At 60.1% G+C, this 25,037-nt stretch carries 23 protein-coding genes and 1 tRNA gene; 13 read left to right on the top strand and 11 right to left on the bottom strand.

Annotated elements, in window-relative coordinates; all coding sequences use genetic code 11:
- Nucleotide 1 precedes the first annotated feature (1 nt).
- Together ACOQFT_RS14685 and ACOQFT_RS14680 are read left to right on the top strand one after the other, a co-directional pair.
- Nucleotides 2-1,498, top strand: coding sequence for an aldehyde dehydrogenase (locus ACOQFT_RS14685; RefSeq protein ID WP_421598644.1), 1,497 nt, complete (start codon nt 2-4; stop codon nt 1,496-1,498).
- Nucleotides 1,495-2,835, top strand: a complete 1,341-nt coding sequence (locus ACOQFT_RS14680; RefSeq protein ID WP_421598643.1) for an NAD(P)/FAD-dependent oxidoreductase — start codon at nt 1,495-1,497, stop codon at nt 2,833-2,835. The genes ACOQFT_RS14685 and ACOQFT_RS14680 overlap by 4 nt, the downstream gene beginning before the upstream one ends.
- On the opposite strand, the gene ACOQFT_RS14675 is transcribed toward ACOQFT_RS14680, so the two are convergent.
- The 4 genes from ACOQFT_RS14675 to ACOQFT_RS14660 form a co-directional block, all read right to left on the bottom strand.
- Nucleotides 2,836-3,570, bottom strand: coding sequence for an SDR family NAD(P)-dependent oxidoreductase (locus tag ACOQFT_RS14675; protein ID WP_421598641.1), 735 nt, complete (start codon nt 3,568-3,570; stop codon nt 2,836-2,838).
- Nucleotides 3,567-4,298: an SDR family NAD(P)-dependent oxidoreductase gene (locus ACOQFT_RS14670; protein ID WP_421598640.1), complete on the bottom strand. Its 732-nt coding sequence runs from the start codon at nt 4,296-4,298 to the stop codon at nt 3,567-3,569. Before ACOQFT_RS14670 ends, ACOQFT_RS14675 begins: the two co-directional genes overlap by 4 nt.
- A gap of 65 nt (nt 4,299-4,363) precedes the next feature.
- Nucleotides 4,364-5,911 carry a trimethylamine methyltransferase family protein gene (locus ACOQFT_RS14665; protein ID WP_421598638.1) on the bottom strand — a complete coding sequence of 516 codons (1,548 nt, stop codon included), beginning with the start codon at nt 5,909-5,911 and terminating at the stop codon, nt 4,364-4,366.
- Between the two features lie 153 nt (nt 5,912-6,064).
- Nucleotides 6,065-7,888: a BCCT family transporter gene (locus tag ACOQFT_RS14660; protein ID WP_421598637.1), complete on the bottom strand. Its 1,824-nt coding sequence runs from the start codon at nt 7,886-7,888 to the stop codon at nt 6,065-6,067.
- A 598-nt stretch (nt 7,889-8,486) separates the two neighbouring features.
- On the opposite strand from ACOQFT_RS14660, the gene ACOQFT_RS14655 reads away from it, so the two are divergent.
- From ACOQFT_RS14655 to ACOQFT_RS14640, 4 genes are all read left to right on the top strand, one after another.
- Complete coding sequence (locus ACOQFT_RS14655) at nt 8,487-9,959, top strand: flavin-containing monooxygenase (RefSeq protein WP_421598636.1); 1,473 nt, start codon at nt 8,487-8,489, stop codon at nt 9,957-9,959.
- Nucleotide 9,960: 1 nt separating this feature from the next.
- Entirely contained in the window at nt 9,961-10,920 is a 960-nt protein-coding gene (locus tag ACOQFT_RS14650; RefSeq protein ID WP_421598634.1) for an alpha/beta fold hydrolase, read from the top strand.
- A gap of 83 nt (nt 10,921-11,003) precedes the next feature.
- Nucleotides 11,004-11,080: transfer RNA gene (locus ACOQFT_RS14645), tRNA-Met, on the top strand.
- A 317-nt stretch (nt 11,081-11,397) separates the two neighbouring features.
- Nucleotides 11,398-12,249: a DUF4396 domain-containing protein gene (locus ACOQFT_RS14640; RefSeq protein ID WP_421598632.1), complete on the top strand. Its 852-nt coding sequence runs from the start codon at nt 11,398-11,400 to the stop codon at nt 12,247-12,249.
- Between the two features lie 107 nt (nt 12,250-12,356).
- Here ACOQFT_RS14640 and ACOQFT_RS14635 read toward each other — a convergent pair whose 3' ends face one another.
- The 7 genes from ACOQFT_RS14635 to ACOQFT_RS14605 all read right to left on the bottom strand — a co-directional run bounded on the left by ACOQFT_RS14635 (nt 12,357) and on the right by ACOQFT_RS14605 (nt 17,085).
- Complete coding sequence (locus ACOQFT_RS14635; RefSeq protein WP_421598630.1) at nt 12,357-12,788, bottom strand: c-type cytochrome; 432 nt, start codon at nt 12,786-12,788, stop codon at nt 12,357-12,359.
- A complete protein-coding gene (locus tag ACOQFT_RS14630; RefSeq protein WP_421598629.1) occupies nt 12,785-14,095 on the bottom strand; it encodes a multicopper oxidase family protein in 1,311 nt (436 codons plus the stop codon). Before ACOQFT_RS14630 ends, ACOQFT_RS14635 begins: the two co-directional genes overlap by 4 nt.
- 8 nt (nt 14,096-14,103) lie before the next feature.
- Nucleotides 14,104-14,970, bottom strand: a complete 867-nt coding sequence (locus ACOQFT_RS14625; RefSeq protein WP_421598627.1) for a copper resistance D family protein — start codon at nt 14,968-14,970, stop codon at nt 14,104-14,106.
- A gap of 2 nt (nt 14,971-14,972) precedes the next feature.
- A complete protein-coding gene (locus ACOQFT_RS14620) occupies nt 14,973-15,314 on the bottom strand; it encodes a copper resistance CopC family protein (RefSeq protein ID WP_421598626.1) in 342 nt (113 codons plus the stop codon).
- Nucleotides 15,315-15,325: 11 nt separating this feature from the next.
- Nucleotides 15,326-15,757, bottom strand: a complete 432-nt coding sequence (locus ACOQFT_RS14615) for a cytochrome c (protein WP_421598625.1) — start codon at nt 15,755-15,757, stop codon at nt 15,326-15,328.
- Nucleotides 15,758-15,853: 96 nt separating this feature from the next.
- Nucleotides 15,854-16,222 (bottom strand): hypothetical protein, encoded by a 369-nt coding sequence (locus ACOQFT_RS14610; protein WP_421598623.1) that lies wholly within the window; start codon nt 16,220-16,222, stop codon nt 15,854-15,856.
- Between the two features lie 329 nt (nt 16,223-16,551).
- Nucleotides 16,552-17,085 (bottom strand): ZrgA family zinc uptake protein, encoded by a 534-nt coding sequence (locus tag ACOQFT_RS14605; RefSeq protein WP_421598622.1) that lies wholly within the window; start codon nt 17,083-17,085, stop codon nt 16,552-16,554.
- A gap of 231 nt (nt 17,086-17,316) precedes the next feature.
- On the opposite strand from ACOQFT_RS14605, the gene ACOQFT_RS14600 reads away from it, so the two are divergent.
- The 7 genes from ACOQFT_RS14600 to speA all read left to right on the top strand — a co-directional run bounded on the left by ACOQFT_RS14600 (nt 17,317) and on the right by speA (nt 25,031).
- Nucleotides 17,317-18,588 (top strand): imelysin family protein, encoded by a 1,272-nt coding sequence (locus tag ACOQFT_RS14600; protein ID WP_421598621.1) that lies wholly within the window; start codon nt 17,317-17,319, stop codon nt 18,586-18,588.
- A 125-nt stretch (nt 18,589-18,713) separates the two neighbouring features.
- On the top strand, nt 18,714-19,007 hold the full coding sequence (locus tag ACOQFT_RS14595; RefSeq protein WP_421598620.1) for a (2Fe-2S)-binding protein: 294 nt from the start codon (nt 18,714-18,716) through the stop codon (nt 19,005-19,007).
- Nucleotides 18,955-19,440 carry a bacterioferritin gene (bfr, locus tag ACOQFT_RS14590; RefSeq protein WP_421598619.1) on the top strand — a complete coding sequence of 162 codons (486 nt, stop codon included), beginning with the start codon at nt 18,955-18,957 and terminating at the stop codon, nt 19,438-19,440. Before ACOQFT_RS14595 ends, bfr begins: the two co-directional genes overlap by 53 nt.
- Entirely contained in the window at nt 19,400-20,941 is a 1,542-nt protein-coding gene (locus ACOQFT_RS14585) for a di-heme oxidoredictase family protein (RefSeq protein ID WP_421598618.1), read from the top strand. Before bfr ends, ACOQFT_RS14585 begins: the two co-directional genes overlap by 41 nt.
- Nucleotides 20,942-20,944: 3 nt before the next feature.
- Nucleotides 20,945-21,955: an imelysin family protein gene (locus ACOQFT_RS14580; protein WP_421598617.1), complete on the top strand. Its 1,011-nt coding sequence runs from the start codon at nt 20,945-20,947 to the stop codon at nt 21,953-21,955.
- 3 nt (nt 21,956-21,958) lie between these two features.
- On the top strand, nt 21,959-23,041 hold the full coding sequence (locus ACOQFT_RS14575; protein ID WP_421598616.1) for a DUF1513 domain-containing protein: 1,083 nt from the start codon (nt 21,959-21,961) through the stop codon (nt 23,039-23,041).
- Nucleotides 23,042-23,141: 100 nt separating this feature from the next.
- Nucleotides 23,142-25,031 carry a biosynthetic arginine decarboxylase gene (speA, locus tag ACOQFT_RS14570; protein ID WP_421598615.1) on the top strand — a complete coding sequence of 630 codons (1,890 nt, stop codon included), beginning with the start codon at nt 23,142-23,144 and terminating at the stop codon, nt 25,029-25,031.
- The last annotated feature ends 6 nt before the right edge of the window (nt 25,032-25,037 follow it).

Raw genomic sequence — 25,037 nt, 5'->3', positions numbered from 1 at the left:
CATGGATCTGCTGACACAGGACGAGTACAAATCCATCGCCGCGGGCCTGACCCTGCCAACCGGCGCCTTTATCGACGGCGCGTTCCGTCCGGCGATCTCGGGTGAAACCTTCGAGACGGTGAACCCTGCGACCGGCGACAAGCTTGCCGATATCGCCGCTTGCGGCGCGGCGGATGTGGACTTTGCCGTCGAAAAGGCGCGCGAGGCGTTTGACGATGGCCGCTGGTCGAAACTCCCCCCCTCAGACCGCAAGGACGTACTGATCCGGCTGTGCAAACTGATGACCCGCAACGCCCGTGAACTGGCGGTGATGGAGAGCATCGACAGCGGCAAGACCATCTATGACTGCGAAACCGTGGACGTACCTGAAACCATCCACTGCCTGAAATGGCACGCCGAGGCGATCGACAAGATTTATGATCAGGTCTCGCCCGCCAGTGACGACCACATAGCCATGGTCGTGCGCGAGCCGATTGGCGTCGTTGGTCTGGTGCTGCCTTGGAACTTCCCGCTGCTGATGCTGGCGTGGAAGATCGGGCCTGCGCTGGCGGCGGGGTGCACGGTCGTGGTGAAGCCTGCGGCGGAAACCACGCTGACCGCGCTGCGTCTGGCCGAGCTGGCGATGGAAGCCGGCCTGCCGCGCGGCGTTCTGAACATCGTCCCCGGTGGCGGTGCGAATGTGGGCGAACCCATAGGTCGGCATATGGATGTCGACATGGTGTCTTTCACCGGCTCGACCGTCACCGGCAAGCGGTTCCTGACCTATTCGGCGGAAAGCAACGCCAAAGAGGTGGTACTGGAAATGGGCGGCAAGAACCCCGCCATCGTTATGGACGACGCCGAAAACCTCGACCGTGTGGCCGCACATATCGTCAACGGTGCGTTTTGGAATATGGGCGAGAACTGCTCGGCCTCGTCCCGCCTGATCGTGCATAAGGATGTGAAGGCCGAACTGCTGGAACGCATCGCGCACCACGCGAAACAGTGGAACATCGGCGACCCGTTGGACCCCGAAACCCGCATGGGCGCGCTGGTCAGCGAAGACCACTACAACAAGGTTTGCGGCTATCTGAAGCAGACCGAGAATGTGGTGATCGGTGGCAAGGCCGAGAACGGGTTTGTCGAAGCCACCGTGGTCGAAGTGCCCGGCAACGACTCCACGCTTGCGCGCGAAGAAATCTTCGGCCCGGTCCTGTCGGTGATCGAGGTTTCCGGCTTTGACGAGGCCATCAAGATCGCCAATGACACCGAATATGGTCTGTGTGCCTCGATCTTTACCGCCAACGCGAAACGCGCCATCCGCGGTGCGCGCGCCATCCGGGCGGGCACCGTGACGGTGAACAGCTTTGGGGAAGGCGACATCACCACGCCCTTCGGCGGCTACAAGCAGTCGGGCTTTGGCGGGCGCGACAACTCGGTCCACGCGCATGACCAGTACACCCAGCTGAAAACCATCTGGATCGATTTGGCCGATGACGCGGATGAGGCGGTCGATTGAGCGCCTATACCGCCAGAACCCTGCCGGTCCATCGCGGACCAGCGGCGTGGAGCGCCATCCTTGGCGCTCGGCCGCCCGCGCAGGTACTGGACGGTGACCTGACCGCCGATTTCACCATCGTAGGCGCCGGGTTCGCCGGGCTGTCGGCGGCCCGGCGCCTGACCCAACTGCAGCCCGATGCCAGGATCGTCGTTCTTGAGGCCGGACGCGTGGCCGAGGGCGCAGCGGGACGGAACTCGGGTTTCATGATCGACCTGCCGCATGATCTGGCTTCGGACGATTACGCCGGGGCGGGCGATGACAAGGTGATGATTGCGCTGAACAGGCAGGCGATCGCCTTTGCCCGCGCAGCGGTCGAGCAATACGGGATCGACCCGAACTTCTTTGATCCGGCGGGCAAGGTGAACGGTGCGGCCAGCGCGGCAGGCCACGCCCATAACGTCAGCTATGCGCAACATCTGGAGACGCTGGGTGAAACCAGCAATATGCTGGACCCGCAGCAGATGCTCGACCTGACCGGCTCGCACCACTACCGGTCCGGCCTCTATACACCTGGCACGGTCATGTTACAGCCTGCGGGTTACATTCGCGGGTTGGCGGCCGGGTTGGTCGGGGATGGTGTGGGGCTGTACGAAAACTCAGCCGTCACCGGGTTCGAAAAACAAGGCGGCACGTGGCAGGTGCAAACCCAGCGTGGATCGGTCAGCACGGGCGCGGTGATCCTGACGGTCAACGGCCATCTGGAAAGCTTCGGTATCGAGCGTGACCGCCTGATGCAACTGTTCCTGTTTGCCGCGATGACGCCGGAACTGGACGCCGACGCATTGACCTTATTGGGAGGACAGCCGCGATGGGGTGTGACCCCGTCCGATCCCATGGGTACCACGATGCGACGGATCGACAGCGGACAGGGCGGCAATCGCGTCATCACCCGCACCTGCGCGGCGCTGCGCCCCGGCATGGCGGCGACCACACGCGATCTGGCGCGGGCATCAAAGGTGATGCAGCGCAAGTTCGACCAGCGGTTCCCGCAATTGGCGGGGATTGAGATGGAGTACCATTGGGCCGGTCACCTGTGCCTGAGCCTCAACAGCGTCTCGGTCACGCGTGAAATTGAACCGGGGGTTTATTCCGGGTGCGTCCAGAACGGGCTGGGCACCGCACGCGGAACCCTGACCGGGATCGCAGCCGCAGAACGCGCCTGCACTCAAAGCTCGGACATCACCGGGTATTTCGAGGCCGAAGATCAACCCAAGCGCCTGCCACCGCAGCCTTTCCGCGAGATCGGCGCAAATGCCGTTCTGCGCTGGAAGGAGTGGAAGGCGCGGGACGAGTGATCAGGGCAGGCTCAGCTTGGCCATGCGTCCGCCATCGACGGAATAGATCTGCCCGGTGACAAAACTGGCCTCGTCCGAGGCGAGAAACGCAACCAACGCCGCGACCTCGTCGGGTGAGCCGGTTCGGGCGATGGGGTGGATACGCTTGATATCCTCGCGGAACGTTTCGGGATCCGGCATCGATGCGATGAAATCCAGGTTCAGTTCAGTATCGATCCAGCCCGGCGCGACAGCGTTACAGCGGATGCCCTCGGCCCCGTGATCCACCGCCACCGCGCGGGTCAATCCGTGCAGCCCGGCCTTGGTCGCGCAATAGGCGGCGTGGCCGGGATTGCTGCCTAGCCCCTCGATCGACCCGATATTGACGATGTTGCCGCCCGCCTGACGCAGATGCGGCAGTGCCGCCTTGATCAGCAGAAACGGCGCGGTGAGGTTGACCGCCAGGTTGCGCTGCCAGTCCTCAAGGCTCATCTCAACGACCGATGCCTCCTGCATCATCCCGGCATTGTTGACCAGAATGTCCAGCCGTCCTGCCCGGTCGATCACCTTATCAACCACGGCTTGCGGGTCGTCGGGATCACTGAAATCGGCCGCGATACCATCGAAATCGGGATCAGAGCCGCGTTGTGCCGTGAACACACGCGCCCCGTCCAGCCTCAGCCGCGCGGCAATGGCCCGGCCGATTCCGCTGCGCCCGCCAGTAACGAGCGCGGTCTTGCCCTCAAATCGGCTCATGAGACCGGCTTCCCTCCGTTCACTTCCAACAACGCGCCACAAACATAGCGCGCAGAATCCGAGACCAGAAACATCACCACGTCGGCGATATCCTCGGGCTCGGCGATGCGACCCAGCGGAACGGTCTGGCCCAGTTCGGCCACGGCGGTATCCGGATCGAACCCGCGCTTTTCAAAGCCCGAGCGCAGCATCGGCGTGTTCACCTCATTCGGGCAGACGGCGTTGATGCGGATGCCCTGATGGGCGTGGTCCATGCCCATGCACTGAGTCAGTGAGGCGATCGCGGCCTTGGTCATGCAATAAACCGCGTGGTTCGGGCCGGGCCGCAGGCCCCAACAGGATGCGGTGTTGACGATTGCGCCGCCTCCGTTCGCGGCAAGGATCGGGATTGCAGCCCGGCAGATACGAAACGGGGCCTCGACATTTACGCCCAGCGACAGCGCCCAGTCCTGATCCGATGTTTCGGTGACCGAACCGCGCGCAATGACGCCTGCATTGTTGATGACGAAATCCAGACCACCCAAGGCCTCGGCTGCATTGCGGGGCAGCGCATCGGCATAAGATACGTCCAGCAGATCGCCGGACAGATGGGCCTCTGCTTTGATCCCTTCGGTCACACGGTCGGCCACCGCGACCCGCGCGCCCGCCTGACGCAGGCGCTGTACAAGGGTGGCGCCGATCCCGCCGGCAGCCCCGGTCACCAGGGCGGATTTTCCGTTCAGATCCATCTTCCCTCCGGTTGGATAAAAAACCCGCCCGATGGTCCGGGCAGGTGAGTTGCAGGGAGAATTCCTCAGTAGGTTTGGTTCAGTTCGTCAGCGGCCGGGATTTCCCGCTCACGCCGGGCGATGTAGTCCAGCAGCGCCTCATTCTTGGCCTCATCCAGCTTGGGTTCCTGGTATTCGGACAGCAACGACCGGGCGCGGTTCAGGGCGCGTTCGGTGATCTCAACGCCGCCTTCGGCCTGCCATTGTTCGATCGAGTTGTTGTCGAACAGTTCAGGCATGAAGAAGGCACTTTGAAAGTTGTCCTGCGTGTGCGGGTGGCCCAGATAATGCCCGCCGGGGCCGACATCGGGCACCGCCGCGATGGCCTGATCGAAATCGTGCCATTTCGGACCCTCGGCCATACGATAGGCCATGGCACACTGCTCGGCGTCGACGATGAACTTGGCGACCGAACAATGCATCCCGGCCTCGTTCCAGCCCGCGCTGTGCCAGATATAGTTGGCACCGGCGTGAACGACCGCCTGCAGCGTCGTGGCGGATTCGTACCCCGCCTGCGCGTCGAACGTCTTGGCCCCGCCCAGCGTGTTCGAGGTCCGCCACGGCACGCCGTAATAGCGTGCCATCTGACCGATCATGAAGTTCATCAGGCTGATCTCGGGCGTGCCCGCCATCGGTGCACCGGATTTCATCGACACGGTCGACAGGTAATGGCCATAGATCGCAGGCGCCCCCTTGCGGATGACCTGCGTGTAGGCCAGCGCGCTCAGCGCCTCGGCGTTCAGTTGCGCCACCGTGGCCGGAACGCTGGCAGGCGTGTTCGCCCCGCCCAGCACGAAAGGAGAGCACAGGACCGGCTGGTTGCGGCGGCAAAAGGCGCGCATCGCACCCAGCATGGTTTCGTCCCAGACCAGCGGCGAGTTGCCGTTGCAATTGCCGGTGGTGACGGGGTGGTCCTCTAGAAAATCCGCGCCGAACAGGATGGCGCACATTTCCATCACATCCTCGGCGTTTTTGGGCGAAGTGGTCATGCCCATGAACGTTTTGTCCGAATGTTTCATCGAGGAATAGGTGATCCGCAGATGCCTCTGGCTGATCGGGTGATCATAGGGTTCGACGATGTGATGAGCACTGGAATGCAGCGCGGGCAGCATGTGGCTCAGCTTGTGGAACATCGCCAGATCGTCCAGCGTCGGGTTACGGCGCACATCGTCCAGATCGCGCAGGAACGGCGCTCCGGTCATCGGCACAAAGATCGAATGCGGCCCGCCCAGCCGTACGTTCTTTTTCGGGTCCCGCGCGTGATAGGTGAAATCGCCGGGGATCGTGGCGATCAATTCGCGCACCAGTCCGCGGTCGAGATAGACCAGCTCACCCTCGACCCTGGCGCCTACCTTTTTCCAGTCCCCAAGCGCTATGGGGTCGCGAAACTGGACCCCTACATTTTCGAGAATGTCCATCGAGGCGCTGTCGATGCGTTCAACCTGACTGCCGTCCATCACCTCGCACACGGGGATACCGCGGGTCAGGCCGGGCAGCATTTCAAAGTTCGGGGCGGTGCGCAGGGCGCGGCGGGCTGAACGGCCACCAGCACGGGACGCGGTTCGAATGTTCACGGGCAATCCTCCAATCTTGCTTCCCAGATTGGGGGATTCGCGGACATTTCACCTCACTGATTGCGATATCTGCTTGCAGGAAGCGACACCGCTTTTGAAACAGAAAACGCCGCCCCCATAGGGGCGGCGCCTGATTTGATCTTTGACGAGGTCTTATTCGGCCGCCTGTGTCTCAACCCCGTGCTTGTCGCGCAGGCTGTCGCGGTATAGGGCCTTAGTCAGGGCAACCATCATCAGGCCCATCACCATGGTAAAGGGCAGTGCGCCGATGATCATCGCATTGCGTAAGGCGTCCATCGGGTTGTTTTCACCCGCCGCCAGGATCAGCGCACCGATCACAGCCGTAAGGATCACACCCCAGATGATGCGATGTTTGACGCCGGTTTCCTGGCTACCACCGGACATGATGGTGTTCATCACCAGAATACCCGAGTCCGCCGAGGTCACCAGGAAGGTCATGATCAGGATCACGCACATAACGTTCAGCATGGACAAGAGCCCACCGTCGATCATGTAGGACAGCGTCACGAACAGCTTGTTGGTGTTTGAGGCACCAATGATCGCACCTTCAGCCTGACCGGCCAGTTCCAGATCAATCGCGGTGCCACCCAGAACCGTCATCCAGGCAAAGCACACCAGCGCCGGTGCGAACACGCAGCCCAGGATGAACTCGCGCACGGAACGGCCCTTGGAGATGCGCGCCAGGAACAGGCCGACAAAGGGCGAGAACGCAATCCACCAGGCCCAGTAGAACGTGGTCCAGCCAGATTGCCAACCGAACTGACGGCCTTGTTCACCCGCAGCATAGGCCGCGGCTAGGGTTTCTTCATCCAGTTCAGCAGCTGCGCCTTCCAGACCGCTTTTGAAACCGTCAAAGCTGCCCCAGGCGTTGGTCGCACCGCCGATCAGATCATCAGCATGGGCCTGTGCAGCCTCAGGCAAACCAGCGGCAAAAGCATCCGCAGACATCGGGCCGTAGGCACCGAAACTCATGGAAACGAAATGGATGATGTAGTCGACCATCGCCGAGCCATAGGTGGTCATGGCAAAGACGAAGGAACCGAACACAATAAACGTTCCCAGCAGGATGATCGACAGTACCAGGTTCAGGTTCGACAGGTACTTAACGCCCCGACCAACACCGGATACGGCCGAAATGATCGACAGTGTCATGATGACAACCAGACCTGCGATCAGGCCAACCTTGCTGGGCGTTGGAACATCACCGCCCAGGTCCATCACCCATCCCATTCCGGTGATTGCATAGACGCCATCGATGAACTGGCTGACGCCAAAACCGATAGTCACCGACACACCGAGGATAGTTGCCACAACACCCAGAACGTCAACGACATGGCCCAGGAACCCGTTCATCAGACGCCCGAACAAGGGTGTCAGAGCAGACCGGATAGTCAGGGGCATATTGCGCGTATAGGCGTAGTAGGCCAGCGAAAGACCCGTCACCACATAAATCGCCCAGGCATGGAAACCATAGTGCAGGAACGTGTAGCGGTAAGCTGACTGGATTGCTTCCGGCTCGTTCGGGACAACGTCACCTGCAACGGTTACAGGGTTCGACCCCCACAGGCCCAGCGGCTCGGCCGTGGCGAAAACCATCAGACCCACGCCCAGACCAGCGCCAAACATCATCGAAAACCATGAGAAATTAGAGAACTCAGGCTTTTCACCCGGGGCTCCCATGACGCGCCGTCCGGTGGCCGGGATGATGGCGACAACGGCGAGGAAGAAGAAAAATAGTCCGACGATAACAACATAGAAGCTGTTAAAGCTTGCCAGGATGTTGCTGTTCCAACTTCCAAGCGTGCTGTTGGCATTGGCCGGGAAGACAAGTGCCCAAAGCACCAGTCCAACCATGATGGCCTTACTGATCAGCGCGATGGGGACGCTGTAATTCTCATAGAAACCGGCATCGGCCGTTTCTATCTCAACATCCGTAAATGGTTCGGGTAGCGACATGTTTTCCTCCGTGTTGACTGTATAGCTGGATTGAACTCATCTTTACGCGAGCTTCCAATCTTGATCTTGTCTTCGACCCGATCCCCTGAGGTGCATCATCATCCTCTGGCGGGGCAGGTCCCTGTTCGTTCCATTTGGGCAAAATGGCCGAACTGCCACCCAAACGATGCATTTGCTGGTTTTCCTGCCTATATCGGCGTTTTCCGGCTGATCCCTTTGGAACCGACATATTCGGTAGATTTGCGACACTACCCCCAGACGTGATTAAAAAATACACTTTTAACGCACTGAACTCAGGGTTTTGCGCGGAAAAAATCTAACACATGGCTTAGCCTGGCTCATGCGATGCTTGATCTTGCACCCGGATCATGATTTCCGGGCGCATTTCAAACCACCGCAGCTGATCAGTCGCCCGCCTTGCGCGCCGCACAGCACCTGCACATCGGGAATGCCGCCAGAGCACAGCACAGCCAGGTCGGGTCCGATGGCAAAACTCTGATCGAACACCCGTCCCCGACCCTACGGGAGGCTGTTCACAAACCCTTTCCGGCATATAGTCTGACCGAACCATAACGGTCGCTTTGGGAGGGGCGGGCCCATGGAGCGCAGCACGGACATGTTGATCATCGGGGCCGGGTTTTCGGGGCTGATCATGGCGCTGGAGGCCCGCAAGTGCGGGATCACCGATATTGCGATCCTTGAGAAAGCGGGGGATATCGGCGGAACATGGCGTGAAAACACCTATCCCGGTGTGGCCTGCGATATCCCCTCGCACCTCTATTCCATGGCGACCCACCTGAACCCGGACTGGAGCCGCGCCTATGCGGGCGGGGCCGAGATTCAGACCTATCTGCAGAAGGTCTGCCGTGATGAGGGCTTGTATGACCTGTGCCACTTCCACCAACGGCTGGAATCTGCCCGATGGGACGGAAGCCGCTGGCAGGTGGAAACCGACGACGGGAAACGCTGGACGGCGCGGTTTCTTATCTCGGCCATCGGCGCACTGCACTATCCCAGCATTCCCAATGCTCCCGGCGCCGACAGCTTCCCTGGCCCACGCTTTCATTCCGCCGAGTGGGACCATGACACGGACCTCGCAAACAAGCGCATCGCGGTGGTGGGAACCGGCGCCTCAGCCGTGCAGTTCGTACCGGAAATTGCGAAAACAGCCGCGCATGTCACCATCTTCCAGCGGACGCCGCCCTATGTCCTGCCCCGCCCGGACGGGGCGATTGCGCCGTGGGTCCGCAACCTCTATCGGCGCGTTCCGGCGCTGCCGCGTCTCAGGCGCAAGCTGATCTACATGATCTTCGAATACCGACACCGCGTATTTCGTGGCGAAGAGCGGATGGTGAATTTCGCCATGAAGATGTGGCGCCATGCGCTTGAGAAGGCGATCACCGACCCCGAAGAACGCCAACGCCTGACCCCGGACTACCGGATCGGGTGCAAACGTATCCTCAGTTCGAATGACTGGTACCCGACCTTGGCGCGGGACAACGTGACGGTGGTTCCGCACGGGGTGGCCACAATTGACGGCGATCAGATCATTGCGTCGGATGGCAGTCGGGTCAACGCGGACGTGTTGATCTGGGGCACCGGTTTTCATGTGACCGACATGGCCGAGCGTCTGGATATCACCGGCGCGGACGGACTGACCCTACGCGCTGCCTGGGCCGAGGGTATGCAGGCCAATCTGGGTACCGCCATCACTGGGTTTCCGAACTTCTTCATCCTGCTGGGGCCGCATACCGGGTTGGGGCACAACTCGGTCGTGCTGATGATCGAGGCCCAAGTCCGCCATATCGGCCGCGTGCTGGATCAGATGCACCGCCAAGGGCTGCACGCCATCACCCCCGACCCATCCAAACAGGCGGCCTTTACGCAAGAGATGCGAGACCGACACACAGACAGTGTCTGGCAGGCGGGCGGGTGTTCTTCCTGGTATCAGGACGACGAGGGCCGCAATACAACACTTTGGCCGGGCACCGTATCCGAGTATGAAAAGCGTATGGCCCGGTCCGGGCTGGAACATTACCACCCTGCCCCACCCCAAGGCGGAGACCGCTGAGATGACTTTTTTGATTATCCTCGTTCTGATCGTTGCGTTTTTCATCGGCATGAGCCTGTGGACCCGAAAACTGACCGCTGATGGCCAAAAGCGAGTCCCGCAGCTGGGCGATATCATCCCCGTAAACGGAGGCAGCATTCACTATGTCGAGCGGGGTGATCCGTCAAACCAGACCATTGTCATGATCCACGGCCTGACCGGACAGTTGCAGCATTTCACCTATGCGCTGGTCGATATTCTGACCGATGACTACCACGTCATTGCAGTCGACCGGCCTGGCTGCGGGTATTCGACCCGGGATTCGGCCAATCTGGGGCGCCTGCCCGAACAGGGGCGGATGATACAGGAGCTTCTGGACGCCAAGGGCATCACTGACGCGATTCTGGTCGGCCATTCGCTGGGCGGCGCGGTATCGCTGGCGATGGCGCTGGACCAACCTGAAAAGGTCAGGGCCCTGGCCCTGCTGGCGCCTCTGACGCACAAGCTGCCATCCACGCCGCAGGTCTTCAAACCGCTGGAGATTCGTACCGAGTGGCTGCGGAGCCTGATCGGCAACACCCTAGCCGTTCCGCTGGCTGCCAAAACCGCACCGCATACGTTAGGTGTTGTTTTCGCCCCTGAACCTGCGCCTGCCGATTTCCTCGACCGCGCTGGCGGAGCGCTGGGGCTGCGGCCCTCGGCCTATATCACCGGGTCGCAGGATGTTTTGGGCATTGAAGCCAGCATTGAGACGCAGATGGCGCGATATGGTGGGCTGACCGTGCCCGGAGGGATTCTGTACGGAACGCAGGACGCAATCCTGCCACCTCGGACACAAGGCGATCCGATGGCACAGTTCGGCTTGAGCAACGAGCGGATCGACGGGGCGGGTCACATGATCCTGATCACCAAGCCGGACACCTGTGCCGCGTTCATCCGCCGGATCGCCGAAGCCGCCCGCGCCAAGCCCAAGGCGGTTTGATCGGGGTAAAAAAGAATCCGGCTGTGACCGCCTTTTCCCTCTTGACCCTCTCCGGCCCCTCCCTTAAATCGCCTCTCACTCATGGCGGAGTAGCTCAGTTGGTTAGAGCAGCGGAATCATAATCCGCGTGTCGGGGGTTCAAGTCCCTCCTCCGCTACCATCAATCCACAAAATTTGGTCCCAGACGATCTCGTTGGTTCGCGCATCCTATAGATAGCCGCCTAACGCATTGAGTGTGGAAATGACGTTCAGCAATCCCAAGTTATCCAGAAGCTGCCGCCCCGCCAAAGACAGTATTCCCAAAGCAGCCATTCCTTATCATTCGGCCATCGAAGACGAGCGATCCAAGCCGCCAAATAACCGGCTTGCGCAAGATCCTTTACCCATTGATCGCAATATGTGTCTCGTATTGCCTGAGTTCGCTTCCGCGCCGATACTTCGTGCCATTGGCAGGGTTCGCAATTTAGGGAGTTCGATGTGCTCAACGGTGCGATGCTTGTATGGTTTTTGTTGACCGGCGCCAGCGTGAGTTTCGTTGTTTGGGATTCGGCAAGCAATGGCGTGACCAGTTGGGTTCAGCGCATGGCCTGGATTCTTGTGACGGTCTACACGGGGCCAGTCGGCTTGTTTTTTTATTTGACCACCTGCCGCCGACCGTTTCCGGGCGGGCATGACCGCTTTACGCGCGCGACGTGGAAACAAGGGGTCAACAGCGAAATGCACTGTTTGGCAGGAGACGCCACAGGAATCATTGTTGCTGCAATCCTGGTTCATTTCCTCGCGCTACCGAATGGATGGGACATCGCCGTCGAATACATATTCGGTTTCGTCTCGGGGCTTTTCATCTTTCAGGCTCTGATGATGCTTTCGATGTATGGAAGTTACTCGCAAGCGGTCCGAAAGACGTTTTTCGCAGAGACCGTGTCGATGAACATGGTGATGACCGGCATGATTCCGACAATGGTCCTTTTGGCGGCGGCTTGGCCTGAATCAGAAGATCCGCTCTCGCCGACTTTCTGGTTTCGTATGAGCCTGGCAACAATTGTCGGCGGTTTTGTTGCATACCCGGTCAATTACTGGCTGGTCGCAAATCACCTGAAACACGGATGCATGACCCTACCGGGGGCCGATGGTCCGGCGCCCGGCAACGGTCACGTGTCTTCAGAGATGGATGGTATGTCCCATGGCGAAATGGAGGAAATGCCCGGTCACAGCATGAGCATGAAGACGCTGCCTTTGCACTCCATGTTCCTCTGGGTCCTTGGCACCTACGTGATCCTGCTGATCGCGCTCTTTGTGACTTCGCGCGTTACACCCATCCATTTTTAGCGCTACAAATCCTGTTGGACATCTACGTCACGACGGCATTGCCGTCCGATGCGTGTGCGCGACGTACCGGCTTGGCAATACCGCAATCTGCACCAGCAGCCCCGGTTTTACTCGTGCGGCAGGTTGCGGCTGGCCTGCATTTGCTGAACATCGTCGGGCCAGGTAGAGCGGATATAAGCCAGAACGTCCCATATGTCATCGTTAGTCAACGCGCCCGCGAAACCCGGCATACCGCTGTTGAAGTCTTTGATGCCGCGTGCTGCCAGTGTCTGCGCGCCACCAAGTTTGGTGTAGTCGAACAGCAGCTGATTGTCGTGGTGCCACGTATGGCCCGTCTCATCATGGGGCGGGGCAGGCAGGACGCCGTTTTCGTCGGGTGTGCGCCAGTTGGGCTGACCTTCCAGATGTGCCCCGTGGCAGGATGCGCATTGTTCGGCGTATAGAGCCTGCCCATTGGTCAAATCCCGACCGTCCAGTTCGTGGCCGGCAAATGCGCCAGTCGCGATACAGTAGGCAACGAGGGTCAGAATGCGTCTCATGCGACCTCCACCCATGTCTTCATGCCCGCCGCCTGATGCCCCAGCATGTGGCAATGCAGCAGCCATTTGCCAGGATTGTCGAACACACAAACGATGTCGCGGGTTCCGCCTGCATCCACAAGCGTTGTATCGCGGAATGCGCCCAAGCTGGCGTCCGTCCCGACCTCAAAGAAATGATGCCCGTGAAGATGGATGCCATGCGGGAATCGGGTGTCGTTCACCAGATGAATGCGCGCCGTTTGTCCGCGTTCGAACCTGTGAAACGGTGTATCCGTCAGGCCGGATTGCCCGTTGAACGCCCAAATATCTGTTTGCGTGCTTGCGGGGCGGCTCATCGCCCCACCTTGCATGGTAAGCGTCAGAACCACGGCAGTGTCCAGATCCGGCTGTTTCTGCTCATTTGGTGGCAGTGCGGGAATCCCGGATGGTTGCCGCATGGTATTCACCCCCTCAACCGGGATTTCACCCAGCAGGTAGGGATCGTCGCGCGTTGGAAAGACAAAAGCGATCTGACCGGCTGACGTGACATCCGCAATGACATCTGCACGCTGAGCCGGTGCGAGAACCAGGTTGGAAACCACTTGCGGGCGCGGCAGGGGCATACCGTCGAAAGCAACGATTTTGCCGTCGACACCTTCAAGCTCAATCGGGAATATCCGGTCTGTCGCAACGTTGATCAACCGCAAACGCACGCGGTCACCGCGCCGAACCGGCGTATTTGGCTCTACCAGCGCACGGGCATAATTGCCCAGCCGCCCCTGATGCGCCTGATCGTGCATGTTCTCGAAACCGTCGGCGAGCGTGCCGCTTTCGGTCATGCGCCAGTCGTCAATGATTACGATCAGATCGTGATCCACATCGGGTGGCGCTATTTCGTCAACGATGAGCGGGCCGTAGAGACCCTTGGCAACTTGTTCCCACGATCGGTTGTGCGAGTGATACCAGAACGTCCCCGCATCGGGTGCCTGAAAGCGGTATTTAAACTCTGCGCCCGTATCGACAACGTCTTGGGTCATTCCCGGCACGCCATCCATCGCATTGTCAATGCGCATCCCATGCCAATGCACCGCCGAGCCTTCACCGATCCGGTTCAGGAACCGAACATCAAATGTACCGCCCTGACGGGCGCGAAGTACCGGACCGGGTGTATTGCCGTTAAAGCCAAGCATCGGGGTCGCCGGATCGCGCGCGGGCAGGATTTGTGCCATGACCGGCTTTGCAACCAACTCCACGGATGCCGATGCAAAAGTGATGCGCGGAGCCAGTGCCGCCGCGCTTGATGTGATCAGGAAGTCTCGTCTGTTCATGGATTTCCTCAATTCGGCAGGGTCAGAACGCTGGTAAGCGTCGCGGTGGCCGCAAGCACCACCAGAATGACCGCAGTTTCGATTTCAATGGATCGCGCCAAATGGCGCGCGGCTTTTTCGTCCCCCGCCTGCATGGCGGGAACGAAGTAGAGTTTGTTTGCGGTTGCCAGCGTCAGGACTGCGCCGACAAGTGCAAGCTTGATCAGCAGCGTTTGCCCGTATCCTGTTGTCGTCAGCGCCCATAGATCACCCAGCAACACCCAGGCCATCAGCAGCCCCGCCAAAATCAATGCGGGAACTAAAACCGAAGCTGCCTGCCCGAACCGATGCCCCAACGTGGCTGCATTGCCCAGATGTTCCGGCTGTCGCGACAAGAAATGCAGCGGACCGAGGATGCCGATCCAAAACGCAATCCCCAACAGGTGCAGAAGCAACAGGAAACGAACGCCTGTTACCTCCAATTCCGGGACATGCCCGATCCGGGCAAAGGACCACAGGGCGAGCATTCCACCGGCAAGCGCGATCCATTGCCCGACGAGAGGGAAAAACACGCCCCCGATGATTAAAACCGTCCCAATGATCCGAAACACGAGAACGTCGCCAACCGGGGTCTGCCACAACAGACCCAGCATTTCCGGATCGGTCATGCCATCGGCTCCGCCCGTCAGGGCGGCCCCGCGCAGCATGAAACCAAGGACAGAAGCAGCCAGCGCAAGCCCCGCCAACAGCGCGACCTGCACACGCATCCTGTCGCTGAGGGGTGACACAATATCAGCAAAAGCAGCCCGGATGATCAAAAGACCAGCCGCACCACCAATGCCGACATAAAGCATCAGCTTGGACAGAATTACGCCTATTCCCCAGATATCGGGCATGGTCAATCCACTGTGAACGTGAACTCGCCCTGCATGGCGTGGCCGTCCGCACCCAGGCCCCGCCATTCGATGCGATAGGTGCCCTCACCCATGCCTTGAAGCGGCAGCCTGAACGTGCGGCCAAAACTGGTCTGATCTCCCAGATCGAGCGTGACGGCATGAACATCCTGATGGACCATGTCAACTTTTGTCAGGCAAATATCATCCGCAAAATTGAAACTGATCTCAGCAGGCACTTCGGCAATTGTTGCGCCGTTTTCGGGTGTGGTGGTATCTACGTTCGAATGGGCAAAAGCGCCTGTGGCAAGCGTGGACATCAATGAAATTGTAGCGAGCTTCTTCATTCGGAGGTTCCTCAGTCTATTCCATTGGCGCGCTGGATTTCGCGGATATAGTCGATGACCATCGCCACGTCGCCACGGGTCAGGCCTTCAACTGGCGGCATATCGCCAAATTGCCAGTGATGGCTTCTGACGCCCACTTCGACCGCGCGTTGAAAGGATTCGTCTGCGTGATGGCTGGGCTCATAGATGACATGGATCAGTGGCGGCCCGGCGCCTTCGACGCCGACCGCGTTAGTTCCGTGGCACGCGGCGCACGCGGTTTCGAATATACGTTGTCCGATCGCCGCATTTCCTTCGATAGGCGGCATTTGGATGGCCACCATCGCAGCCCCCTCGGCAGGTGCCGACTGCGCGGTGTCGTCAACTGGGGCGGGGCGCAGAGTGATATAGGCAGCGACGGCTGCCACGGCGCATGCGCCGATTACGAGGTATTTTCGGTTCATGTACTGGTCCTAACCTTGTGTAACAGAGTGGGGCCGCAAATAATTTGCAGCACACTGGAACGTGTTCACTGCCGTGAACAGCGTCGGAAATCTGTTTCAAGGGTTAGGTGGCCTGTCCGGGTTGTCCGGTTCATCAAGCGTCGAGAGGCTTGTAACCTGCCATGCCAAAACGGCCGCCGATTGGTTGAGTTTGGTTTCGGAAGCCGGAGTCGCAAGCGCGATGACATTGCATAGGAACGGGTTGCATCCTTCGTGCGCCGCGCCGTCTGGCTGATGCGGTGCACCTTCGCCTGGCGCGACTGAAGCATGGCCGGCATGGTGGTCGCCTGCAGACATGTGCAGGTGATATGCGCAATGCCCACCATTGCAGTTCTCAAACATCGCATGCGCGCGGTCGCCGAGCCCTGTCATCAGGACCAACAAAGCGACAAGCAGCAATGCAGTTATGGCTCGAGCAAACTTCACGCCGGGAACCTATCCCTGTTTCCAACACAATACAACGCAAGCCGACGCTGATGCATCGTGCAGCATTGGTGGGTTTGGGCTGCAAACCGCCCAACGCGAGAAACTGATTTCGCGTAGGCCAAGTCTCCGGCGATGTTGGCTTGCGAGTTTCTGTTCCTAAGCCGCTGCCACACATCTCGACGCGTCAGACGGATGTGGGCACTCAAAGGTTGGAAGGCGACCCGGTGCACAACAGTTGAGAGGCTCTCTTTTCGTCGGCATCGAAGCCTGAACTGCCCCGGCACGGGGCGGCAGCACATAACGACCACAAGAAAAACTGCGCGGGTTGCCTACAACGGCAGGTTCGGCATGGATCGCGTGACCTCATGCAGTTGGATTCTGCCGGACTGTTCGATCTTTACAACCAGTTTCAAAGCGTTCGGAAAACGCTCAAAATAGGCAAAACCGATGGCGTCAATCACGTCAACCGTCTGACACTGTATCTGGTAGTCGGCCTGAAATTCGGTGTGCTGGTCCTGATCTTCGGACGGGGCGATTCCGGCTTCGGGACCAAGTCCTTCTGCCAATAGCGTGACGTTGGCAGTTGCCGTGAAACAGGCGGCGTCTTCCGAAAGGACAAACAATTCCAGCGGTTTGGACAGATCGGAAATCGCTCCGGCGACCAGGGCCCGGTCCTCATCGGTTTGCGCCGGGCGCTCAAATCCGACGATATCCGCAGCAGGCACCACAAGCGACAAGGACAGCTCGGCCCCTGAGACAGCGATGTCCAGATGACCCGCGCCATGTTCATGCTCAATCCCCGCTTGCGTCTGCGACAGGGCGACTACAGGGATCAGAGTCAGGGCGAGAGCTGCGCTTCTCATAAACAGGCACCACCTACCAGGGAATCACGGGGTTTATTTTAGTATGTTTCTAAATTGGCGCAATCTCGGCCCGGACCACGCGACCCCGCCAAATAAGGGGAGAGCAAGGATCAGCTAATCCGAGAATAAAACTCAGGTTGACATAGGCGACTAAATAACTCAGGTATCAGGAAGTATGCGTCGCAAAGGCGGCGCCTGTGAAATTTTACCTGACAGGAAAGTGTCGCCTTCATGACCCGATTTTTCGCCGCTACCAGCGCCCTGACCCTTGGCATCGCATCCGCATCCGTTGCCGCCGACGCCCCGTCGAAGGGTGATGTTCTGACCACCTATGCGAACATTGCCGAAGCCAAATTCGATGACAGCCTGATCGCGGCCAAAGCTCTGCAACAGGCCGTGAACGCCCTGATCGCCGAACCGTCGGATGCCACGCTGAACGCAGCTCGTGCCGCCTGGGTCGCCGCGCGGGTGCCCTATCAGCAGACCGAGGTCTACCGTTTCGGCAACACCATCGTTGACGACTGGGAGGGCAAAGTGAACGCATGGCCGCTGGACGAGGGTCTGATCGACTATGTCGACGCGTCCTATGGTGGCCCGACGGACGAGAACGAGTTCGCCGCGCTGAACGTGGTCGCCAACTCCAGCTTTGAGCTGTCCGGCGAAACCATCGACGCCAGCGAGATCACCCCCGAGTTGCTGGCCGAAACCCTGCACGAAGCCGACGGGATCGAGGCAAACGTCGCCACCGGCTATCACGCCATCGAATTCCTGCTATGGGGCCAGGACATGAACGGCCACGGTGCCGGTGCGGGCAACCGCTCGTACACCGACTATGTCCAGGGTGACGACTGCACAGGCGGCAATTGCGACCGTCGTGCGCAGTACCTGAATGCCGCGACAGAGCTGCTGGTCAGCGACCTGGAATGGATGGCAGCTCAATGGGCTGAAGGCGGCGAGGCCCGCGCCGCGCTGTCCGCAGATGAAACCGCAGGTGTAAGCGCCATCCTGACCGGCATGGGCTCGTTGTCCTATGGCGAGCAGGCCGGCGAACGGATGCGTCTGGGCCTGATGCTGAACGACCCCGAGGAAGAGCATGATTGCTTCTCGGACAACACCCATAACAGCCACTACTATGATGGGCTGGGTATTCAGAACGTCTATCTGGGCAGCTACACCCGTATCGACGGCACCCCGGTCAGCGGCGCGTCGTTGTCGGATCTGGTGATCGCTTCCGATCCGTCACTGGACGCTGAAATGAAGGTCAAGCTGGCCAACACCATGCAGGCGCTGGGTCGTCTGAAATCGACCGCCGAAGCCGGTTTCGCATATGACCAGATGCTGGAACGCGGCAATGAAGGCGGTGAGTTGCTGATCATGGGTGGCGTCGACGGGCTGGTTGACCAGACCAAGACCATCGAGCGGATCGTCAACGCGCTGGAACTGGATCAGATCGAAATTGAAGGTTCGGACAGCCTGGACAACCCTAACGCGGTCTTCCAATAAACTCATCTCCGGCCGGAAGCGTGGCGAACTCATGCTTCCGGCCTCCTGACCACGCAAGTTTGTGACTGGACAGAAACAAAGTACCTTACTAATTAAGTAAGAAACCTATCGAGCCTAGATTCGCTATGATCGTTTGTCACTGTACCAACATATCTGACCACGAAATCCGTGCCGCCATAGACTGGATGCGCACGTCCGACCCGGATACAGTGATCACCCCGGGCAAGATCTACCATGCCCTTGGAAAATCAGCGGATTGTGGTGGCTGCATGCCGCTTTTTCTAGACACAATGCGATCAAACGATAATCTGGAAGTCCCCATGCAACTCCGTGCTTTGCGCACCGGAGCCACACAGGAGAATACGGATGAAGGGCGACGCCAAAGTCATAGAATATCTAAACAAATCTCTGCGGCATGAATTGACCGCGGTCAGCCAATATTGGCTGCACTACCGCCTGCAGGAGGATTGGGGCCTGGGCCATATGGCCAAGAAAAGCCGCGAAGAATCCATCGAAGAAATGGAGCATGCGGACAAGCTGATCGAACGGATCATTTTCCTGGAAGGTCACCCCAACCTGCAGAATCTGGACCCGCTGAGAATCGGCCAGACCCCCAAAGAAACACTGGAATGCGACCTCGCCGCGGAACTTGATGCCCGCGCGCTTTATGCCGAGGCACGCGACTATTGCCGCGAGGCGGGCGACTACGTCTCTATGTCGCTGTTCGAAGGATTGCTCAGGGATGAAGAAGGGCATATCGATTTCCTCGAAACGCAGCTCGACCTGTACGAAAGGATTGGCGAAGCCAATTATGCGCAACTCAACGCATCGAAAATGGACGAAGGCGAGTAACCTTGCCATCCTGACGGTGGCCGCCCTAGCGGCCACCCCTCCCCTCGCAGCCGATCTGCAGGATCACCACCTCAATTTCGACCCCAGAACCGAGGATGAGCGCGCCCGGATCGCCAATGCCATCGTGGCACCGGAAGATTTCAGCGCGCCGCAACGGTTCGAGGAACTGCCCGCCGGGGCCGCCACAGTCCGCGCCCGCACAGATGCCGATGCGTTTTCGCAACCCTCCGGCAACCTGAGCTTTGAGCAGGAGCTGGACTTCAAAGTCGGCAACGGGTTGTTCAAGAAAATCTGGGTGTCTTCGCCCGCGTCCACATTGGCCTCGGACGGGTTGGGGCCGCTGTACAATGCGCGCTCGTGCCAACGTTGCCACATCAAGGACGGGCGCGGCCATACGCCCGCCGGACCCGGCGACAATGCGACCTCCATGTTCTTGCGCGTCTCGATCCCGGGCGGTGACGACTATGACGAGATCGAGGATTATATCGCCACCCAACCCGAGCCGAACTATGGCGGCCAGATGCAGGATCTGGCCCTGCCCGGACACGCGGCGGAATACCGGCTGGACATTACCTATGAAGATGTCGCCGTGACCCTGTCCGATGGCGAAACTGTAACCCTACGCAAGCCGACCTATCAGGCGGCAGATCTGGGATACGGCCCGCTGCACCCCGGGGCCATGCTCAGCCCGCGGGTGGCGCCGCAGATGATCGGCCTGGGCCTGCTCGAGGCGGTCCCGGTCGAGGATTTGCTGGCCAATGCCGATCCCGATGACGCGGATGGGGACGGCATTTCCGGACGCCCGAACATCGTCTGGTCAAAGGAATTTGGCGCGCCGATGATGGGCCGGTTCGGCCTCAAGGCGGGGATGCCCACGATCATGGAGCAATCGGCGGCGGCTTTTTCCGGCGACATCGGCATTTCCAGCCCGCTCTACCCTGCGGGTCATGGTGACTGCACCGACGCGCAAGCGGCTTGTGTGAACGCTCGGCATGGCGATGGCGACGACCGCGTGTTTGAAGTTGACCAGTTGGGCATGGATCTGGTGGCCTTTTACAGCCGCAATCTGGGCGTTCCGGCGCGTCGGAATGTGGACGATCCGCAAGTATTACGCGGCAAGCAGGTGTTTCACGACACCGGCTGTGTCTCTTGCCACACACCCGCTTTCGTCACCCATCGCATGGAAGACCGGCCCGAGCATAGTTTTCAGCTGATCTGGCCCTATTCCGACCTGCTGTTGCATGACATGGGCGAAGGGCTGGCCGATGGCCGCCCCGAAGCCCGTGCCACCGGACGCGAATGGCGCACGCCGCCGCTGTGGGGGATCGGTCTGACCCGGCAGGTTTCGGGCCATACTCAGTTCCTGCATGACGGCCGCGCGCAAACCTTGCTCGAAGCCATCCTGTGGCACGGGGGCGAGGCTCAGGCTGCCCGCGATACGGTTGTGGCGATGCCCAAACCCGACCGCGATGCCCTGATCCGTTTTCTCGAAAGCCTCTGACCCATGCGTTTGCTTGCCTTTGCTCTGGCCTTGACGTTGCCCCTCCCTGCGCTGGCACAGGACCGGGGTCCGATCCTGACCGCTACGGTTCAGGACCATGTCCTACCCGGCTTCGCTGCATTTGCGGACACGACAGGGGCACTGGCACAGGCGGCGCGCACCGATTGCGCCGCGACGTCGCCCGATTTGCGCGCGGCTTATCACACGGCCTTTGACGGCTGGATTTCGGTCAGCCATCTGCGGTTTGGCCCCTCGGAAACCGGCGACCGGGCCTTTGCGCTGGCGTTCTGGCCGGATACCAAAGGATTCACGCCCAAGGCCCTGTCCGGTCTGATCGCCGCCGAAGACGACGCCGTCGAAACCCCCGAAGCCTTTGCCGAAACCTCGATCGCCGCAAGGGGGTTCTTTGCGCTGGAACAGATGCTTTACGATCCGCGCTTTGCAGATCAGGGCAACGACATCCACCGCTGCGCTCTGATACAGGCCATCGCCACAGATATCGATCTGAACGCCCGCGCGATGAAGGACGATTGGACAAGCTTTGCAACGGCGCTGACACAACCGGGCGAAAACAGCCCCTATCGGTCCGGCGACGAAGCGATGCAAGAGCTGTACAAGGCGCTGGTCACCGGTCTGGAATTCACCGGCGACACCCGCCTTGGCCGCCCGATGGGCACTTTTGACCGCCCCCGCCCGAACCGCGCCGAAGCCCGCCGCTCTGAACGATCCCTGCGCCATGTTGAGCTGTCTTTGATCGCACTGCGCCATCTGGCGGCGCACCTGTCGGCAGATCACCCGCAGATCGCGTCTGATCTGGATGGCGCGTTCGACAAGGCCATCAACCGCGCGCAGGCGCTGGATGATCCGGCACTTGCAGGCGTAGCCGATCCGCAGGGTCGGTTCCGGGTCGAGGCATTGCAGCAGTCGATCAACGATATCCGCCAAATCGCCTCGACCGAGCTTGGCCCGACACTGGGTATCAGCGCCGGATTCAACTCACTGGACGGGGACTGACCCATGCCAAACCGCCGTCATTTTCTGGCCGGATTGGCCGCAAGCAGCCTAGCGCCCCTACGCGGCTGGGCCTCGGTCGGCGCGCCGGACTATCTGGCAGCGGCGTTATTTCCCGATGGCAGCTACCGTCTGGCCGGGCTGGGTACGGGCGGCGATATCCTGTTCTCACTCCCCCTGCCCGCGCGCGGCCATGCGGCTGCGGCCCACCCCGTTCGCGCGCAAGCGGTAGCCTTCGCGCGCCGCCCCGGCACTTTCGCACTGGTCATTGATTGCGCCACAGGCACCGAGCTCACCCAGCTAAGCGCCCCCCAAGGCCGTCATTTCTTTGGTCATGGTGTTTTCTCACCCGATGGCACCCGGCTCTTCACCACCGAGAACGACTATGAAGCCGGCGAGGGCGTGATCGGCATCTGGAACGCCGCTGACTACAGACGCTTGGGCGAGTTTCCATCAGGCGGCATTGGTCCCCATGACATGCGGCTGATGCCCGATGGTCAGACTCTGGTCATCGCCAATGGCGGCATCGAAACCCACCCCGACATGGGGCGTACAAAACTGAACCTGCCGACCATGAAACCGCGCCTGTCCTATCTGGACCTGAACGGGGCGGTTCTGGAACAGGTGGAACTGCCGCAGGCCCTACACAAGAACTCGATCCGACACCTGGCAGTGCGCCGGGACGGGCTGGTAGCGTTTGCTATGCAATGGCAGGGAGACAAGGCGCAACATCCGCCGCTACTGGGTCTGCACCGTCGCGGCGAGGCACCGCGCCTGCTGTCGGCCCTCGACGCGGACCAAAGCGCTCTGCAAGGTTATGCTGGCAGCATCGCCTTTTCAGGCGCGGGCGAAACCGTTGCCATCACCTGCCCCCGTGGCAATGCCCTGCACCGGTTCACCGTGAAAAGCGGCCAGCTTGCCGGTGCATTCCCGCTGGAAGACGTCTGCGGCTTGGGTCCCGGACCCAACGGTTTCGTCTTTACCACCGGCACCGGAATCGTCGGCGAATTGACCGCCGAGGTCCAGATTTCCGCGCGACCGGACTGCCAATGGGACAATCACCTGATCCCAATTCGCCCGGTCGCGTGAATTCGGCAAATCCAGTCACATAGATTACACTTGGACGAATCAATCTGCTGCCGTATTGGCGGGCGCTAAACTGGCACCCCTACGTTAAGGACCGACTTGATTGAAACAGACGCCCGACGCACCGCATTCCATCTACGGGGTTGAAAAATGGGGCAAAGGCCTCATTGAGGTGACAGGGGATGGCGAGATCGGTCTGCGCAATCCTTTGGCCCCCGAGGCCGATGCGATCAGCCTGCCCGGCATTCTGCACGATCTGGACGACCGGGGCATCAAGGCGCCGATGCTGTTGCGCGTAAGCTCTTATCTAGAGCATGAGATCGCGCATCTGAACCAGAGCTTTCACGATGCCATCGCCCGCGTCGGCTTTAAGGGCCAGTATCGCGGCGTGTTCCCGATCAAGGTGAACCAGCAGGCGCAGGTGGTCGACCGCATCGTCGAGTTTGGTAAGAAATACCAATACGGGCTGGAGGCAGGGTCCAAACCGGAATTGGTGATCGCCCTCGCCCACCGTCTGTCGCGCCAGGCCCTGATCGTCTGCAACGGCGTCAAAGATGCCGAATTCATTCAGTTGGCGATCCTTTCCCGCAAGATCGGTTTCAATACGGTCATCGTTCTGGAAAGCCCGAAAGAGGCCGACACGGTGATCGAGGTCTATAACCAGCTGGGCATCGAACCCCTGATCGGCGTGCGGGTCAAACTGACCAACCAGATCAGCGGCAAATGGGAGGAAAGCTCGGGCGACCGGTCCGCCTTTGGCATGAACACCGACCAGTTGGTCGCGACGGTGGACAAGCTGAAAGACGCGGGCTTGCTGCATTGCCTCAAACTGCAGCATTCGCATCTGGGCTCGCAGGTGCAAGACGTCAACGATGTGCGCCGTGCCGTGGGCGAGGCCTGCCGGTATTACACCGAACTGACGCGCGAGGGCGTGCCGCTGACCCATCTGGACCTCGGCGGAGGCATGGGTGTGGACTATACCGGCGAGAAAAAAGCCGCCGAGAACTCGATCAACTACACGGTCGAGGAATACTGCGCCAACGTGGTCGAAACCGTGGCCTACGCGATGGACGAAGCCGAAGTCGCGCACCCGACACTGGTTACTGAAAGTGGGCGCGCCGTGGTGGCTACGTCGTCCATGCTGGTGTTCAACGTGCTGGAAAGCACGCTCTATGACGCGGCAACTGCCCCGGCGGTCGAAACTGATGATCACCATATCCTTTCGGATTTGGCGGCGGTACAGGGATACCTGTCCAGCGACCGTCTGCAGGAATGCTGGAACGATGCCAATTTCTATCGCAACGAGCTGCGCGCCCTGTTCCGCCGCGGCTATGTCGACCTGCGCCAGATGGCCCGGGGTGAACGGGTTTACCTGTCACTGATGGCCCGGATCAAAGCCTTGGCGGCCAGCGACGAACTGGAAACCGACGTCGATGACCAGCTTGAGAAAGTGGCCGATATATATCACTGCAACTTTTCGCTGTTCCAATCCCTTCCCGATGTCTGGGCCATCGACCAACTGCACCCGATCGTGCCGCTGCAGAACCTGAACCAGACACCGGACCGCCGCGCGGTTCTGTCCGACATCACCTGCGACAGCGACGGCAAGATCGACCGCTTCATCCTGGCCGATGGCGTCTCACCCAGCCTGCCGGTGCATTCCCTACCCGAAGATGACGAATACTATATGGGTGTCTTCTTCGTCGGCGCCTATCAGGAAACTCTGGGCGATTTGCACAACCTGTTCGGCGACACCAATGTCGTCACCATCGATCTGCGCGCCGATGGCGGCTTTGACCTGCTGCACGAACAAGAGGGCGACACGATCAGCCAGGTCCTGTCCTATGTCGAGTTCGACCCGCAGGACTGCGTCGCCGCCTTCCGCAAAATGGTGGACGAGGCGATCTCGACCGGTACTCTGAAAGCCAAAGACCGCAAAACCCTGATGAGCGCCTATCGCGACTCGATCAACGGCTACACCTATTACGAATAAAAAGGA

It is taken from the genome of Ruegeria sp. MALMAid1280 (genome assembly GCF_049195285.1).
Classification (GTDB): domain Bacteria; phylum Pseudomonadota; class Alphaproteobacteria; order Rhodobacterales; family Rhodobacteraceae; genus Ruegeria.
This window is presented reverse-complemented; position numbering and strand designations above follow the sequence as displayed.